Origin of the sequence: Enterococcus sp. CSURQ0835 (assembly GCF_902706605.1) — a bacterium.
Lineage (GTDB): Bacteria > Bacillota > Bacilli > Lactobacillales > Enterococcaceae > Enterococcus_A.
Genome location: NZ_CACSLH010000050.1, coordinates 1 through 14803 on the forward strand (window position 1 = coordinate 1; position 14803 = coordinate 14803).

At 43.5% G+C, this 14803-nt stretch carries 17 protein-coding genes and 1 other annotated feature; of the genes, 13 read left to right on the forward strand and 4 right to left on the reverse strand.

What is annotated here, in order from left to right; genetic code table 11:
• Positions 1-144 precede the first annotated feature (144 nt).
• Positions 145-192, forward strand: a sequence feature (sodium ion sensor (DUF1646 type); this cis-regulatory element may regulate processes involved in with the transportation of sodium ions).
• A 42-nt stretch (positions 193-234) separates the two neighbouring features.
• Genes GVJ38_RS13540 through GVJ38_RS13585 form a run of 10 tightly spaced genes read left to right on the forward strand, consistent with a single transcriptional unit; the run spans position 235 to position 10083 of the window.
• On the forward strand, positions 235-555 hold the full coding sequence (locus GVJ38_RS13540) for a hypothetical protein (protein WP_159723734.1): 321 nt from the start codon (positions 235-237) through the stop codon (positions 553-555).
• Positions 545-2524 carry a V-type ATP synthase subunit I gene (locus GVJ38_RS13545; protein WP_159723735.1) on the forward strand — a complete coding sequence of 660 codons (1980 nt, stop codon included), beginning with the start codon at positions 545-547 and terminating at the stop codon, positions 2522-2524. Before GVJ38_RS13540 ends, GVJ38_RS13545 begins: the two co-directional genes overlap by 11 nt.
• On the forward strand, positions 2521-2991 hold the full coding sequence (locus GVJ38_RS13550; RefSeq protein WP_159723736.1) for a V-type ATP synthase subunit K: 471 nt from the start codon (positions 2521-2523) through the stop codon (positions 2989-2991). The genes GVJ38_RS13545 and GVJ38_RS13550 overlap by 4 nt, the downstream gene beginning before the upstream one ends.
• A 12-nt stretch (positions 2992-3003) precedes the next feature.
• Positions 3004-3588, forward strand: a complete 585-nt coding sequence (locus GVJ38_RS13555) for a hypothetical protein (protein WP_159723737.1) — start codon at positions 3004-3006, stop codon at positions 3586-3588.
• A 12-nt stretch (positions 3589-3600) separates the two neighbouring features.
• A complete protein-coding gene (locus GVJ38_RS13560; RefSeq protein WP_159723738.1) occupies positions 3601-4596 on the forward strand; it encodes a V-type ATPase subunit in 996 nt (331 codons plus the stop codon).
• Entirely contained in the window at positions 4586-4897 is a 312-nt protein-coding gene (locus GVJ38_RS13565; protein ID WP_159723739.1) for a V-type ATP synthase subunit F, read from the forward strand. Before GVJ38_RS13560 ends, GVJ38_RS13565 begins: the two co-directional genes overlap by 11 nt.
• Before the next feature lie 22 nt (positions 4898-4919).
• Positions 4920-6695: a V-type ATP synthase subunit A gene (locus GVJ38_RS13570; protein WP_159723740.1), complete on the forward strand. Its 1776-nt coding sequence runs from the start codon at positions 4920-4922 to the stop codon at positions 6693-6695.
• On the forward strand, positions 6688-8070 hold the full coding sequence (locus GVJ38_RS13575) for a V-type ATP synthase subunit B (protein WP_159723741.1): 1383 nt from the start codon (positions 6688-6690) through the stop codon (positions 8068-8070). Before GVJ38_RS13570 ends, GVJ38_RS13575 begins: the two co-directional genes overlap by 8 nt.
• Positions 8070-8705, forward strand: coding sequence for a V-type ATP synthase subunit D (locus GVJ38_RS13580; RefSeq protein ID WP_159723742.1), 636 nt, complete (start codon positions 8070-8072; stop codon positions 8703-8705). Before GVJ38_RS13575 ends, GVJ38_RS13580 begins: the two co-directional genes overlap by 1 nt.
• Before the next feature lies 1 nt (position 8706).
• Positions 8707-10083 (forward strand): TrkH family potassium uptake protein, encoded by a 1377-nt coding sequence (locus GVJ38_RS13585; RefSeq protein ID WP_159723743.1) that lies wholly within the window; start codon positions 8707-8709, stop codon positions 10081-10083.
• A 115-nt stretch (positions 10084-10198) separates the two neighbouring features.
• Here GVJ38_RS13585 and gloA read toward each other — a convergent pair whose 3' ends face one another.
• Positions 10199-10567: a lactoylglutathione lyase gene (gene gloA, locus GVJ38_RS13590; RefSeq protein ID WP_159723744.1), complete on the reverse strand. Its 369-nt coding sequence runs from the start codon at positions 10565-10567 to the stop codon at positions 10199-10201.
• Between the two features lie 138 nt (positions 10568-10705).
• Here gloA and GVJ38_RS13595 point away from each other — a divergent pair, with 138 nt between their 5' ends.
• Positions 10706-11158: an NUDIX hydrolase gene (locus GVJ38_RS13595; RefSeq protein WP_159723745.1), complete on the forward strand. Its 453-nt coding sequence runs from the start codon at positions 10706-10708 to the stop codon at positions 11156-11158.
• Positions 11159-11175: 17 nt separating this feature from the next.
• Here the strand turns inward: GVJ38_RS13595 and GVJ38_RS13600 are convergent, their stop codons facing one another.
• Together GVJ38_RS13600 and GVJ38_RS13605 are read right to left on the reverse strand one after the other, a co-directional pair.
• On the reverse strand, positions 11176-12525 hold the full coding sequence (locus tag GVJ38_RS13600) for an HD domain-containing protein (protein ID WP_159723746.1): 1350 nt from the start codon (positions 12523-12525) through the stop codon (positions 11176-11178).
• A complete protein-coding gene (locus GVJ38_RS13605) occupies positions 12512-13306 on the reverse strand; it encodes a lipoate--protein ligase family protein (RefSeq protein ID WP_159723747.1) in 795 nt (264 codons plus the stop codon). Before GVJ38_RS13605 ends, GVJ38_RS13600 begins: the two co-directional genes overlap by 14 nt.
• 135 nt (positions 13307-13441) lie before the next feature.
• On the opposite strand from GVJ38_RS13605, the gene GVJ38_RS13610 reads away from it, so the two are divergent.
• Both GVJ38_RS13610 and rpoE read left to right on the forward strand, forming a co-directional pair.
• Positions 13442-13879, forward strand: coding sequence for a DUF1934 domain-containing protein (locus GVJ38_RS13610; RefSeq protein WP_159723748.1), 438 nt, complete (start codon positions 13442-13444; stop codon positions 13877-13879).
• A gap of 79 nt (positions 13880-13958) precedes the next feature.
• Positions 13959-14564 carry a DNA-directed RNA polymerase subunit delta gene (gene rpoE / locus GVJ38_RS13615; protein ID WP_159723749.1) on the forward strand — a complete coding sequence of 202 codons (606 nt, stop codon included), beginning with the start codon at positions 13959-13961 and terminating at the stop codon, positions 14562-14564.
• 74 nt (positions 14565-14638) lie between these two features.
• On the opposite strand, the gene GVJ38_RS13620 is transcribed toward rpoE, so the two are convergent.
• On the reverse strand, positions 14639-14803 hold a 165-nt coding region (locus GVJ38_RS13620; RefSeq protein WP_200849518.1), incomplete at its 5' end, for a transposase.

Consider the following 14803-nt stretch of genomic DNA (forward strand, 5'->3'; position numbering starts at 1 on the left):
TCCATGCGTAGGTCCTTTTTATTGGTCTTGGATAAGTCATCCGAGAACAGTATAAAGGATTTTTTTGTACATGAATAGCTTTATAGCAATGCTTTTAATGATTTGAAGTTCTTTGCAACACTAGTGATTGTATATAGTAACAATGGTTGGGCGTAGGCTTCAAGGATTGTGTTCTTCAAGGGGTGAGAAGAACGTCCGGAAGTCGATGCTTTTTTTTAGTTTAAGGAGGGAAATATGCTCGAAGCACTCGAAAAGATCCAAGCAGCTGAAAAGCAAAATGAACATTTAAAAACGGCGCTATTAGCTGAACTTTCCGAATTGAAACAGGAAAATGAGACACTGCTAACCACGCGCCAAACAGAATTGCAGCAGCAACTGCAACAACGACTGACTGCTAAAGAAACGGATTATCAAAAAGAACTGTCTCAAGCACAACAGCAAGCAACAGAAAAAATGAATCAGTCACAAGCGGCGCTGCAAAAAAATTATGAACAGATCAAACAAGCCGCAGTAACTGTGATCTTAGACAAAGTGAGGGCTCGTTATGGCAGTTAGCAAAATGCACAAGCTGACCATCATCGCCGAGCAGAAAAATAGTGAGCAACTTTTGCGGGGGATCCAAAGTTTTCAAGGAGTCCAATTACGTGACGTGTTCACCGAAAGTGCCAACAATGCCTGGGTGAAAAAATATTTTCCGGAAACGAAACCGCAGACAGCTCAAACAGAAAGTCAACATTTGACGAAGATGATCGAACGCATCAATGCTAGCACGCAATTTATCGCCCATTATGGGAGTACTAAAGAAAAGGGCTTGCATTTGAATCGCCAAAAACTTTCGTTAAAAGAATTAGAACAGCGAGTGACTCCGGATGAGTTAGAAGCTGAACTTCAGGCTGTCGAAGCATTACAAGAACAGTTTACTACTTTAAACAGTCAAGAAACCGAGCTCACCGAAAAAGAACAGTTGCTGATCCAGTGGCAACAACTGGATGTTTTACCGACCCAACAGTTGAAAACGAGTGATTGGCAGTTGGCGACGTGTGATATGACCGCTTGGGAAACATTACGCCAAGCATTAGTCGCTAGTGGTAGTCACGTGGAAGAAATTTATAGTGACGATAAGATCACTAATTTTAGCTATTTGTTTTTAAAGGCTGCAACGAGTCAAGTGAACGAAATTTTGCAACGTTTTGGTGCGGTCGCATTTGTTTATCCGTATCCTGCACTGCCGGGAGCAGAATTAAAATCAGTCCAGCAAGCATTGAAAGCAAATCATCAAGCGCAAAAAAAATTGGCGCTGTTGATTGGTCAAAAACGGATCATCGTTGAAAAATTAGAGTGGGCCGAAGAACAATTATTGGCGCAACGCAATCGATTGCAAGTGGCGGATCGGTACGTCAAAGCTGGGCGCGTGGTGACCATTCAAGGGTGGATCGCCGAAAATGAACTGACCGCTTTCAAACAAACGCTAGCTCATTATTTAGAGCCGAGTGATATTTATTTAGAAGTCAGCGAGCCAACAAAAGCAGAAATCGCGGCGGAAGTGCCCACGAAGTTGAACAACCATCCGCTAGTGAAACCATTTGAGATGTTGACGGAGATGTACAGCTTACCTAAATATGAAGAAGTCGATCCGACACCGTGGTTCATGCCGTTTTACTTAGTCTTTTTTGGGATGATGGTGGCAGATGCCGGGTATGGCACTTTGATGTTAGTGGCAACTTTGCTCATCGATAAATTGAAGATCTTGCCACGCAGTACGAAACGTTTCGTGGACTTTTTCAAGATCTTAGCGATTCCCACGATTATTTGGGGCATCTTGTATGATTCATACTTTGGCTTTGCGTTACCTTATCAACCGGTACTTTCTACCAGTAAAGATGTGATTGCGATTTTGATTTTATCGATCGTGTTCGGTCTGATCCAAATTTTTGTCGGCTTAGGTTTGGCTGCGCGCGAAAAGATCAAAGCCAAAAATTATTTGCAAGCTGTTTCGGACGGTTTTGCGTGGCAAGGGATTTTAGTCGGCTTAGTGTTGGCATTAGTTGGCCGTTTACTTTTACAACAAGCGGCATTGTTTTCATTGGGCGTGATCGTTGCGATCATCAGTGCAGTAGCGATCGTCATCATCCCGATGGTGCAGTCAGCGTCTAAAGTCAAAGGGTTAGCTAAAGGGGCCTACAGTTTATATGGCATCACTGGTTATATCGGGGATTTAGTTAGTTATACTCGGCTGATGGCATTAGGAATCTCTGGGGGAAGTATCGCAGCGGCGTTTAATATGCTAGTTGGCTTTATGCCACCTGTTGCTCGTTTTACCGTTGGGATCTTCTTGATGCTTGCGTTACATGGCTTAAATATCTTTTTATCCTTACTGTCAGCTTATGTGCATGGTGCGCGGCTGCAGTACGTCGAATTTTTCGGCAAATTTTATGAAGGGGGCGGCAAACCGTTCGCACCTTTGAAAACAGAAGAAAAATATTTGAATATCGAAGAACGAAATACTGGAGGAAAACACACATGATGAATTATTTGATCAACGACCACGGCGGAATTATTTTTGCGATTTTAGGAATGGCGACTGCGACGATCTTTTCAGGGATCGGCTCGTCTAAAGGTGTCGGGATGACCGGGGAAGCCGCAGCCGCACTGACTACGAGTCAGCCAGAAAAATTTGGTCAAGCACTGATCTTGCAATTGCTACCGGGGACACAAGGTTTATATGGATTTGTAATCGCCTTTTTGATCTTTACGAATTTGACGAATGATCTTTCAGTCGTTCAAGGTTTAGGGTACTTAGGCGCTTCATTGCCGATCGCTTTTACTGGATTGTTTTCAGGGATCGCCCAAGGGAAAGTTGCAGCAGCTGGTATCCAGATCTTAGCAAAAAAACCTGAACATGCGACTAAAGGGATCATTTTCTCCGCAATGGTCGAAACGTATGCGATCTTAGGATTTGTTATTTCGTTCTTATTAGTCGGCCAAGTGTAAGGAGTCGATCAGATGGATGCGATTGAAAAAATCATCAGCCAAATCAATGCGGATGCTAAGGCTGAGCGTGAAGCGCTAAAGGCGACTGAAACAACTAAGCTCGAAGCAGATTTCAAAATTCGCAGTGAGCGATTAGAACAAGAATTTCAAAAAAAGGAACAACAGCAACTAAAAGCATTAGAACAAAAATACAAACAACAACACAATCGGCAACAAGTCGATACGAAACAAAAGACGTTGAAACAAAAACAACAATTTTTAGAATTATTGTTCGTCGATGCGCAAAAAGAAATGGAAAATTGGAGTGCTACAGAGCAACAAATCTTTGCCCAAAAAGCACTCCAACAATTAACGGTGTCTGGGAATTTGACATTTACAAGCGGTGAAAAATCACAAACGATCTTTACTCAAACGTGGTTAGCACAAACGGCCCAACTCGTTCCGTTTCAATTGACGTTAGCACCAGAGACGATCGCCGGTCAAGCGGGATTTGTCTTAAGTGCTGGTGGGGTACAGTATAACTTTTTATATCAAAATTTGATTCAAGATTTAAAAACCGATGCTGCATTCGAACTAGCCCAACGATTTTTCGATTAGGAGGAGCAGGTGATGAAATCATTTAGTTACCATGAGTTGAATCCATTGATCCGACTAAAAGAAATGGAGCTGCTTCCAGCAGAAATGTGGGAGCGCCTGATTAACGCTCGTGATTTGAAAGAAGTAAAAGAATTGTTGCAGCCGACTGTGTATGGAGAATTTTTGACGGCTGACTTTGCAGAAGATTTCGAAGCTGCTTTGGCTAAAAAGCAAGAACACACGATTGCTGAATTAGTGACACTCGCACCAGAACCAGAAGTGGTCTGGATCTACACGATGCGTTTTACTTTTCATAATTTAAAGGCGTTGACCAAAGCTGAACTGTTGAATGAAACCTTTGACGAATTATTTATTCCCGATGGTTTCTATTCATTGGAACAAATCAAAAGTGCTGTTAAGACTGGTCAAGGCAGTGGCTTGCCGGAAAGCATTTTGACTAGCATCCAAGAAGTCAAAGAACATTTTGAAGAGTCAGATCAATTACAAGGAATCGATATCATTTATGATCGGACCTTTTTACGTTGTCAAAAACAAGTCAGTGATGCATTAGGGTATCCTGAACTTGCAGCTGAAGTGGCTAGTTTTATCGATTTGACCAACGTGATCATGTTAGGGCGCGGGATCAAACAAAAACGCAGCCGGGCCTTTATGTCGACTGTTTTATCCAGTAGTGGGACATTGGCAAAAGCTGAATTATTAGACTATGCCGAAGAACCATTGGAAGCTTTCAGTACGTTCGTTTTGACGACACCTTACGGAGAGATCATTGCACCAGCTATCACGACAGGTGATCTTGATTTAGCGCTATTAGAAAAAGTTCGAGATGATCATTTGACTCAATTATTTGAAGCAGCTCAAGTCCAAGCATTCGGACCATTGCCGCTGTTAGCGTATTTGAACGCTCAAGATAATGAGATCAAAAATCTACGTTTGATCACCGTTGGAAAACGGATCGGACTAGCGCCAGAAAGATTACGGGAAAGGATGCGGCAAAGTTATGACACATAAAATCGCAGCGATCGGCGATAAAGATTCTGTTTTGCCGTTTAAACTGTTCGGCTTTACGATCTTTACAAAAAAAGAAGCTGGCACTATCCGCCAAACGATCGCTGAATTAGCAAAAACTGATTATGGGATCATCTATCTCACGGAAGAGTACGCTGAGTTGGTACCAGAGACATTGAAACGTTATCAAGAAGCGATGACACCAGCGATCGTGTTGATTCCAAGTCATGCTGGAACGTTGGGGATCGGGAAACAAATGATCCAAGAACAAGTGGAAAAAGCGGTCGGACAAAATATTTTGTAAGACGAGAAAAGGAGCAATCGATTTGCAAGAAGGAAGAATTATTAAAGTATCAGGTCCTTTAGTCATGGCAGAAAAGATGGCGGAATCCGCGATCCAAGATATCTGTTATGTCGGTGAGATCGGTGTGATCGGTGAGATCATCGAGATGCGCGGCGATGTCGCGTCGATCCAAGTTTATGAAGAGACGTCTGGTATCGGACCAGGTGAACCAGTGAAAACTACTGGTGAAGCGCTATCTGTTGAACTAGGTCCCGGGATCATCGCGCAGATGTTTGATGGGATCCAGCGGCCGCTCGATTCATTCAAGGCCTTGACTAAGAGCAACTTTTTAGCGCGAGGCGTTCAATTGCCGGCATTGGATCATGAAAAAAAATGGTGGTTTGAAGCCGCAGTTGAAGTCGGCGATGAAGTTTCAGCAGGCGATGTTGTCGGAACAGTCCAAGAAACAAAATTGATCACCCACAAGATCATGGTACCGCCTCAAATCACCGGGACGGTCAAAAAGATCACTTCAGGTAGTTTTAATTTAGATGAAGTCGTCTACACTTTAGAAACTGCCGAGGGTCTGCGAGAATTTACGATGCTTCAAAAATGGCCAGTCCGACGCGGGCGACCAGTTAAAGAAAAACTCAGTCCAGAAGCCCCGATGATCACGGGACAACGCGTGATCGATACCTTTTTCCCGGTCGTAAAAGGTGGTGCGGCTGCTGTTCCTGGTCCGTTTGGTGCCGGGAAAACTGTCGTCCAACACCAAATCGCGAAATGGGCCGATGTCGATCTAGTTGTTTATGTCGGCTGTGGCGAACGAGGCAATGAGATGACTGATGTGTTGAATGAATTTCCTGAATTGATCGATCCAAAGACGGGTGAGTCATTGATGGAGCGAACGATCTTGATCGCCAACACGTCCAACATGCCCGTAGCCGCTCGAGAAGCTTCGATCTATACGGGAATTACGATTGCGGAATATTTTCGGGATATGGGTTACAATATCGCGATCATGGCCGATTCGACTTCACGTTGGGCCGAAGCGTTGCGCGAGATGAGTGGCCGTTTGGAAGAAATGCCTGGGGATGAAGGTTACCCAGCTTATTTAGGGAGTCGACTCGCTGAATATTATGAGCGAGCAGGCCGAGTACGCACGTTGGGTGAACGAGAAGGTTCGATCACCGCGATCAGTGCGGTCTCACCTTCTGGCGGAGATACTTCAGAACCAGTGACACAAAATACGTTACGCGTCGTGAAAGTTTTTTGGGGCTTAAGTGCTACCTTGGCACAACAACGTCATTTTCCATCGATCGATTGGTTGTCTAGCTATTCACTTTACTCAAGCGAAGTGGGTGAGTATTTAGATCGTGAGTTGCAAGCGGATTGGGCAGACATGGTGACACGGGGGATGCAGATTTTACAAGCTGAATCACAATTAAGCGAGATCGTCCGATTAGTCGGGATCGATTCACTTTCCGAAAAGGATCGTCTGACCTTGGAAACGGCTAAACAGATCCGAGAAGATTACTTGCAGCAAAATGCGTTTGATGATGTCGATACGTTCACTTCACGCTCTAAACAATTCAAGATGCTGGATAATATTTTGACCTTTAACGTTGAAGGTCAACGGGCGTTAGAATTAGGCGCCTATTTAAAAGAAATCATGAATGGGACAGTTGCGTTACGTGATCGAATCGCACGGAGCAAATATGTTCCTGAGACCGAACTCACTAAACTCGATCAGATCCAAAGCGAGATCAAACAAACGCTTCAACAAATTTTAGCCGAAGGAGGGATGACCGATGATTAAAGAATACAAGACGATTTCCGAAGTGGTCGGCCCTTTGATGGCAGTCGACCAAGTTTCTGGGATCAAATATGAAGAGCTGCTGGAAGTTCGGCTGAGTAATGGCGAGTTGCGTCGCGGCCAAGTATTGGAAGTCCAAGAAGATAAAGCATTAGTGCAGATTTTTGAAGGGACTAGCGGTATCAATTTAAAAGAATCAACTGCGCGCTTTTTAGGTCATCCGTTAGAACTTGGTGTGTCTGAAGATATGATCGGTCGCGTGTTTGATGGTTTGGGTCGGCCAAAAGATAATGGCCCTGAGATCTTAGCAGAGAAAAAAATCGATATCAATGGTGAAGTCATCAATCCGGTTTCGCGTGATTATCCTGATGAATTTATCCAGACTGGGATCTCAGCGATCGATCATTTGAATACATTGGTCCGAGGACAAAAATTACCAGTTTTTTCTGGTTCTGGTTTGCCGCATAAAGAATTGGCGGCTCAGATCGCGCGTCAAGCAACCGTTTTAAATGCAGATGATGATTTTGCCGTGGTCTTTGCCGGTATCGGGATCACGTTTGAAGAAGCCGAATTTTTCATGGAAGACTTTCGGAAAACGGGCGCCATCGATCGTGCGGTGGTCTTTATGAATTTAGCGAATGATCCGGCGATTGAACGGATCGCTACGCCGCGGATGGCGCTGACTGCTGCGGAATATTTAGCTTATGAAAAAGGGATGCACGTCTTAGTGATCATGACGGATATGACGAACTATTGTGAAGCGCTGCGGGAAATCTCTGCTGCGCGCCGTGAAGTTCCAGGTCGCCGTGGGTATCCAGGATACTTGTATACGAATTTAGCGACATTGTATGAACGAGCAGGTCGGATCCGTGGCTTGAAAGGTTCGGTGACGCAGATTCCGATCTTGACGATGCCAGAAGATGATAAGACGCATCCGATTCCTGACTTAACCGGTTATATTACAGAAGGCCAGATCATTTTGTCGCGGGACCTTTATAAAAATGGGATCAAACCACCCATCGATGTGTTACCGTCATTGTCTCGACTAAAAGATAAAGGAACTGGTGAAGGGAAGACGCGTAAAGATCATGCGGCAACCATGAACCAGTTGTTCTCAGCTTACGCCCAAGGAAAACAAGCCAAAGAATTGGCAGTCGTGTTAGGGGATTCGGCACTTTCTGATACGGATAAGATCTATGCTCAGTTCACGGATCGTTTTGAAAATGAATACGTCAATCAAGGGTATTATACGAACCGTTCGATCGATGAGACATTGGATCTTGGTTGGGATCTACTTTCGATGCTACCGCGGACGGAATTGAAACGAATCAAAGATGAGATGATCGATGAGTATTTAGGAAAACGGGGCGATGCGTAATGGCACGACTGAATGTCAATCCAACCCGGATGGAACTTACGCGGTTGAAAAAACAATTGAGCACCGCCACTCGCGGACATAAATTGTTGAAAGACAAACAAGATGAATTGATGCGGCGCTTTATCCAATTGATCAAAAAAAATGATCGTATGCGCGACGAATTGGAAAAAGAATTGACTCGAGCCATGCAAGACTTTGCATTAGCTGATGCGATGTTGAATGAAAAATTTATCGATGAGCTCTTAGCTGTGCCAAAAGAAAAAGTAACCGTCGATGTGATCGAAAAAGATATCATGAGTGTCAAAGTGCCAGTGATGAATTTTCAGCATCAAGCAGATTTGACAGCTGATCCGTTAGAATATGGTTTCTTAAATTCAAATGAAGAGTTGGATCAATCGGTCGCACGCTTTACTAAAATTTTGCCGCAGTTACTAGAACTCACTGAGATTGAAAAAACGTGTCAAAAAATGGCGATCGAGATCGAAAAAACTCGGCGTAGAGTCAATGCGTTAGAATATCTGACGATTCCGCAACTAGAAGAGACGATCTATTTTATTCAAATGAAGTTGGAAGAAAATGAGCGTTCGGAGGTCACGCGGATGATCAAAGTCAAAAATATGGGTAGCGGTCAGTAACATGGTGCTTAGTAAATTTAAAAAGAAAAAAGTCAGACTTCCACAGATCCGAGCGATCCAATTTTTAGCGTTGGGTTTTGCATTTTTGATCGTAGTAGGTGGCGGCCTTTTGACCTTACCCGTTTTTAGTCGTGATGGGCAGATCACGCCGTTTATCGATGCACTTTTTACGGCGACTTCTGCAGTGTGTGTGACGGGCTTAACGACCGTGACGACACTTGCACATTGGAATTTTTGGGGCCAGCTGCTGATCTTAGTCTTGATCGAGATCGGCGGCTTAGGCTTTATGATCTTACCGATTTTATTTTTTACGCTGTTTCGCAAAAAAGTCGGGCTCAAAACGCGAGTCGTCTTGCAAGAAGCGTTGAATGTCGGTGAGATGTCTGGGGTCATGAAGCTGATGCTATACATCATTCGCTTTGCCGTTGCGATCCAAGTGATCGGTATGATCTTATTGGCATTTTCATTTGTTCCACGCTATGGATTTGCGAAAGGGTTTTGGTATGCGATTTTTCATTCGATCTCGGCTTTTTGCAATGCAGGCTTTGATTTGTTTGGGGACAGTTTAGTGAGCTACCAATCTGATCCGTATGTTTTACTCGTGATCTCAGGCTTGATCATTGCAGGTGGCCTGGGTTTTATCGTTTGGCGAGATATTTTATATTATCCGCAAAAACGCAAGTTGACTTTGCATAGTCAAGTTGCGCTTTTGATCACAACGATCCTCTTAGTCGGGGGAACGGTCTTATTTGTCTTGACGGAAAAAAATGCGCAATACTTAGCTCCCCACAGTACGACATTCGAAAAATTCGTCAACTGTTTTTTCATGTCTGTGACGGCTCGAACTGCCGGTTATTTTTCAGTTGATTATGGCATGATGAGTCAAGCGGGACTTTTGCTGACGTGTATTTTGATGTTTGTCGGCGGGACGTCCGGCTCAACAGCGGGCGGTTTGAAGACGACAACACTAGGTGTATTGTTGATCCAAGCGGTTTCGATGTTAAAAGGTCGTCAGCATGCGGAGTTTAGTGAGCGGACGATTCGACCGGCTGCGGTTTACCGTGCCTTGACGTTGTTTTTTATTTCGTTGACGTTGTGTGTCGCGATGATCATGGTCTTGTCGATCACCGAGATCATCCCGCGAACTTCTGGGATCGAATACATCATGTTTGAAGTCTTTTCAGCATTTGGGACAGTGGGGTTGACCGCTGGGTTGACTCCGAATTTGTCGGTAGCTGGGAAATTACTGATCATCGGCTTGATGTATATCGGCCGGGTCGGTGTGTTGACGGTGGGCTTCTCACTTACGATGCATGGCGCAAAAACGAAACAACTAGCTCATTACAAATATCCTGAAGAAAGTGTGATCATCGGCTAAAGCACTTCACCGGACTTCAAGTTTAAATTTTAAGATCGGTCACACAACTAAAAGCGAACCTGCTTTTGCTGTCATGGACAGCTGAGCAGGTTCGCTTTTAAGCGTTAAAAATGATTTAACGAATGACTTCGATCTTGTAACCATCGGGATCAGTGATGAAATAATAATGTGCCTCTTCACCCGGCAGACCTTTTAACTCTGTAACTGAAAAACCAGCCGCTTGTTGTTGACTGTGTAATTTTTCTAAGTCATCGGCTTTGATCGCGATATGACCGTAGCCATTTCCAAGGTCATACGCTTCGTGATCATAATTATACGTCAATTCTAATTCGTAATCGTCTCCAGGTAAACTCAAGTAGACTAACGTGAATTGCGCATCGGGAAAATCCCGGCGACTTTTTTCTACCAAACCGAATGCTTTTTGATAAAAGTCGAGTGAGGCAGTTAAATCTTTGACTCGCACACAAGTATGTGCCATTTTCATAACGATCATCCTTTCTAAAAAAACTATCTTTATGATAACATACTGTAAAATTTCTTCCTATTTTTTGAACAATTAGTTGTTTATGAGATTTTTTTAATGTACACTGATAACTAAACAACTAAAGGCGAGGTTAGAAAAATGACAGTCCCAACTTTCGGACAACGCATAGAAAATCAAAAGTATCAAGCACGCTATGCAGCGTATGTCGTGCTGGAAAATGAACACGGTGAGATTGCTTTGGTCCAAGCTCCAAATGGTGCCTATTTTTTACCTGGCGGCGAGATCGAAGGCACAGAGACAAAAGAAGCTGCAATCGAGCGGGAGATGATGGAAGAGCTCGGGTTCACTGTTACCTTGGGCAAGTATTTAGGTCAAGCGGATGAATATTTTTTCTCGCGCCACCGTGACACTTATTTTTACAACCCAGGCTATTTTTATCAAGTGACCAGCTGGCAAAAAGTTTCGGCACCCACTGAGGCAGGCAACCGCAGTAGCTGGGTGACACCACAAATCGGGATCGAAAAATTAAAACGCGGCAGCCATCAATGGGCCGTTAAAGAGTGGCTCAAACAAACCGCAGCTGACGATTAGTCGACTGCGGTTTGTTTTTATGGGACTAATTTTCCGTTTCGAACATGACGGGCAAAAGCTTCGTAAAACTCAGCGAATAATGAATCATGAGACGTGGCTTGTGTCATTTCTTTTGGATAGTAAAAACGAGCATCGCCTTGACCTTGTCCGGCTAGTGCGGCGACTAGTTGACTGACTTTTGAAAGTTCAACTAAGCTGCCATCTTTTTGGATCAGTTCGATTTGCGTTCGGTGACGTCCTTGTTCAGGCCGATAAAAATCATAAGGCAGATCATAACTGGAATTTAGTGCGGTATAGTATTTGGGATTGAAGCCGACTTTTTCCACTAATTCTCGCATCGTGATCAGTAAAGGATCCGCTTTAGAATCGATCATAATGGATTTAAGCGGCTTGCGATCTAAGAAACGTTGTGCTAAGTCACTTAAGATCACATCTTTTTCTTCTCGCCATTGAGCAAAATAAGTGTTCAAGACGCCATCATCTAATTTCAAATAATCATTCAAAGTGAAGTCTTGTTTCAAAAAAGGAACGAGAAATTGTGAGTGCGTCGCAAACATTTCAGGTTCGACTTGATTCAACTCATGAGCTCGATCCAGCAGATGTTCCAAGACGACTTCCATCCCGCGTGAGACCGGATGAAAATAAACTTGCACATACATCTGATAGCGACTGACGACGTAATCTTCAACAGCGTGCATCCCGCTCATTGAAAACGTGATCCCGCCTTCATAAGGTCGAATGACCCGCAAGATCCGCGTCAGGTCAAAGGTACCATACTCTGTACCGGTAAAATAAGCATCTCGTAATAAATAATCCATCCGATCAGCATCGATCTGACTGGAGATCATTTGGACGACTTGAGGATTCGGATAAGTTTTCGTGATCACACTAGCAACTTTTTCGGGAAAACCCACCTCAACATTGTTTAAAATTTGAAAGACTTCCGTTTCTGGAGACGTGATGATCGCCACCGTCAGTGCTTCATGATCCGTTTGAAAAATGTGTTCGAATGTATGGGAATATGGGCCATGACCTACATCGTGTAACAAAGCGGCACACAAAGCGACTAACCGTTCATGATCGTCCCAACCGGCGGCACCGATTTTTTCTTTTGAATAATTTCGTTTGAAAATATCGCAAATTTGACGCGTGATCTCATAGACACCCAGTGAATGAGCAAAGCGGCTGTGTTCGGCTCCGTGAAATGTGTAAGACGAGGTACCTAATTGTTTGATCCGACGCAACCGTTGGACTTCACGGGAATTGATCAAGTCTAAAATGACTTGATGCTGGACATGGATATAATTATGGACTGGGTCGCGAAAAACTTTTTCGATCGCCAGCATTTGATATTTATAACTCGTCATGTAGATGCTCCTTTATGATCTGATTGCGAGCCACCATATTTTTTAAGCGCTGCTGATAATCTGGCGTTTCAAAAAAGAGCTCGACTTTTTGACTTTGATCATGAACGTCTCGAGTAGCTAGTAGCTGTTGCTTTGCTTCAGCAATGGACAACGAGCGACCTAGCAATTGACTCAGCGTCGCCATGCTGGACGGATCGACTGCAGGATAAATCTTTTTTGTATCGGCTTGACTCTGTTCATAAAATGTTCGGACGAGTTCACCGCGTTTTCTTTGATCACCATTGACACTCAAATAGAGCATGATCGCTGCGCCATTTTTTACTCGACGTTGCGCGATCCCAGCGATTTTTTTGCCCGCAACAGCTAGATCGTATTTTCCTGGGCAATAAGACGTTGCGATCTCGCCAGCTTCAATGGTAAGCTCTGGCCAAGTCGCGCGTAACCAAGCGACCATTTTTTCATACCCGGCATCAATGGACAGCCCATGATTCGGAACGATCAGTGAGACGTTTAAGATGCCTTTATCACTGACAACACCTAACCCACCTGCGTTACGCAAGATCGGCTGATAGGCTTTTTGTTGCACTGTCAGCAAGCCCGCACTTAGATCAGGAACCCGTGCATCTTTCATTCCTAAGATAAAGGTTTGTTCAAGTTGCCAAAAGTGGATCAATTCTTGGTCATTGTCACCAGCAAACTCACTTAAGACATCAGTTAGCGCAAATGGACTGAAGAGTTGTTGGTTGGATAAAATCATTTGATCGATCAATAAAGCGTTCATAGTTTCTTCCTTTCAATCGGTAACTCTATTATAAACAAAATCTAAGTTTTACGATAACGAGGTGCTTTCTAATTGTAACTAGTTGACAAAAAAAACAAAAGCGTCAAAAATGAAATTTGAAAGGGGCGAATAATTTTGAATAATGTATCAGCAGGAATCCCAGTTAAAATAAAATTACAAACGAAAGTCACGCAAAAAAATGAAACGGAAGATTTCGTTTTTGATTTGGATGGCCAAGTCGTTCAAATGAATGGAACGCTTTATATTCGGTATAAAGAAGTTCAGCCTGACGGTCAAGAGTTTCCCGTCACGATGAAGATCACACCCGACTCTCAGATCCAACTGATTCGTTCCGGAGCAGCGCGGATGCGGATGCGCTTTGCGTACAAAAAATCAGTCGAGACAAGTTATAAGACGCCTTACGGGATGTTTCTAGTTACGACGTATACGAACAATTTACACGTCAGTTTGAAAGACCGACCATTTTCTGGTACGATCACGATCGATTATATGTTAGCGATGGGTGGGGAAAGAGTTGGCGATTATAAGTTGTATTTGGAATTCACTGCTTAAAAATTAAGCAAAGAAAGGTTTGCTTTTTAGCTTTGGTTTTTGTATGATAAGGAGTAGACTTTGAAAGGACGTGTCGTACTTGAAACTGAGTATTTTTGATGGTTTGAAAAAAGAAGAATTATCAATGATTGAAGTGGCACACGCAATCCTGGAAGAACATGGCGAGGTCATGGATTTTTCTGATTTAGTCAATCAGATCCAAAATTACCTTGGCAAATCAGACAGCGAGATTCGTGATGCATTAGCCCAATTTTATACAGATTTAAATATTGATGGCAGTTTTATCTCATTAGGAGACAATCGTTGGGGGTTGCGTTCATGGTATGCGATCGATTCCATCGATGAAGAAGTCAACCATGGCTTAGACGACGAAGACGAAGAACATCCACGCCGGAAAAAACGCAAAAAAGTCAACGCGTTCATTAATGACGACGAAGATGCGATCGATTATAATGATGATGATCCAGAAGATGCTGATCTAGTGGATGATGAGGATGACGATGACATCGACGACGATGATGACGATGATGAAATCGCAGCTTACAACACGGATCTGCAAGAGATCGGAGCCGACGACGACAATGAAGATGATGAAGCAGTCGTTCCTGGCAGTATCGAAGACGATTTGAGCGTAATCGATGACGATGACGACGAATTTGATGATGACGACGATGATGAAGAGTAAGCTGCGGCTTGCTCTTTTTTGGCTCTTTGTCAACTAGTGTTGGTAGAGTGAAATCAGTAGAATATTACAAGCGGCTAGGCAGCTCTTCTGTCTAGCCGTTTGTTTGTCGTTAGTTTTAGTTTTCTAAAATACTTTCCTCTGTATAAAAAGATTCGTTCTCTGAAATTATAGAAGTTTCTGAAACCATAGGCGACACGTTTTAATACCTTGATATGGTTGTTCAAGCATTCTAGTGGGCC

Coding starts and splice junctions, on each gene's coding strand:
- GVJ38_RS13540 (WP_159723734.1), top strand. CDS start 235: ATGCTCGAAGCACTCGAAAAGATCCAAGCAGCTGAAAAGCAAAATGAA.
- GVJ38_RS13545 (WP_159723735.1), top strand. CDS start 545: ATGGCAGTTAGCAAAATGCACAAGCTGACCATCATCGCCGAGCAGAAA.
- GVJ38_RS13550 (WP_159723736.1), top strand. CDS start 2,521: ATGATGAATTATTTGATCAACGACCACGGCGGAATTATTTTTGCGATT.
- GVJ38_RS13555 (WP_159723737.1), top strand. CDS start 3,004: ATGGATGCGATTGAAAAAATCATCAGCCAAATCAATGCGGATGCTAAG.
- GVJ38_RS13560 (WP_159723738.1), top strand. CDS start 3,601: ATGAAATCATTTAGTTACCATGAGTTGAATCCATTGATCCGACTAAAA.
- GVJ38_RS13565 (WP_159723739.1), top strand. CDS start 4,586: ATGACACATAAAATCGCAGCGATCGGCGATAAAGATTCTGTTTTGCCG.
- GVJ38_RS13575 (WP_159723741.1), top strand. CDS start 6,688: ATGATTAAAGAATACAAGACGATTTCCGAAGTGGTCGGCCCTTTGATG.
- GVJ38_RS13580 (WP_159723742.1), top strand. CDS start 8,070: ATGGCACGACTGAATGTCAATCCAACCCGGATGGAACTTACGCGGTTG.
- GVJ38_RS13585 (WP_159723743.1), top strand. CDS start 8,707: ATGGTGCTTAGTAAATTTAAAAAGAAAAAAGTCAGACTTCCACAGATC.
- gloA (WP_159723744.1), bottom strand. CDS start 10,567: ATGAAAATGGCACATACTTGTGTGCGAGTCAAAGATTTAACTGCCTCA.
- GVJ38_RS13595 (WP_159723745.1), top strand. CDS start 10,706: ATGACAGTCCCAACTTTCGGACAACGCATAGAAAATCAAAAGTATCAA.
- GVJ38_RS13600 (WP_159723746.1), bottom strand. CDS start 12,525: ATGACGAGTTATAAATATCAAATGCTGGCGATCGAAAAAGTTTTTCGC.
- GVJ38_RS13605 (WP_159723747.1), bottom strand. CDS start 13,306: ATGAACGCTTTATTGATCGATCAAATGATTTTATCCAACCAACAACTC.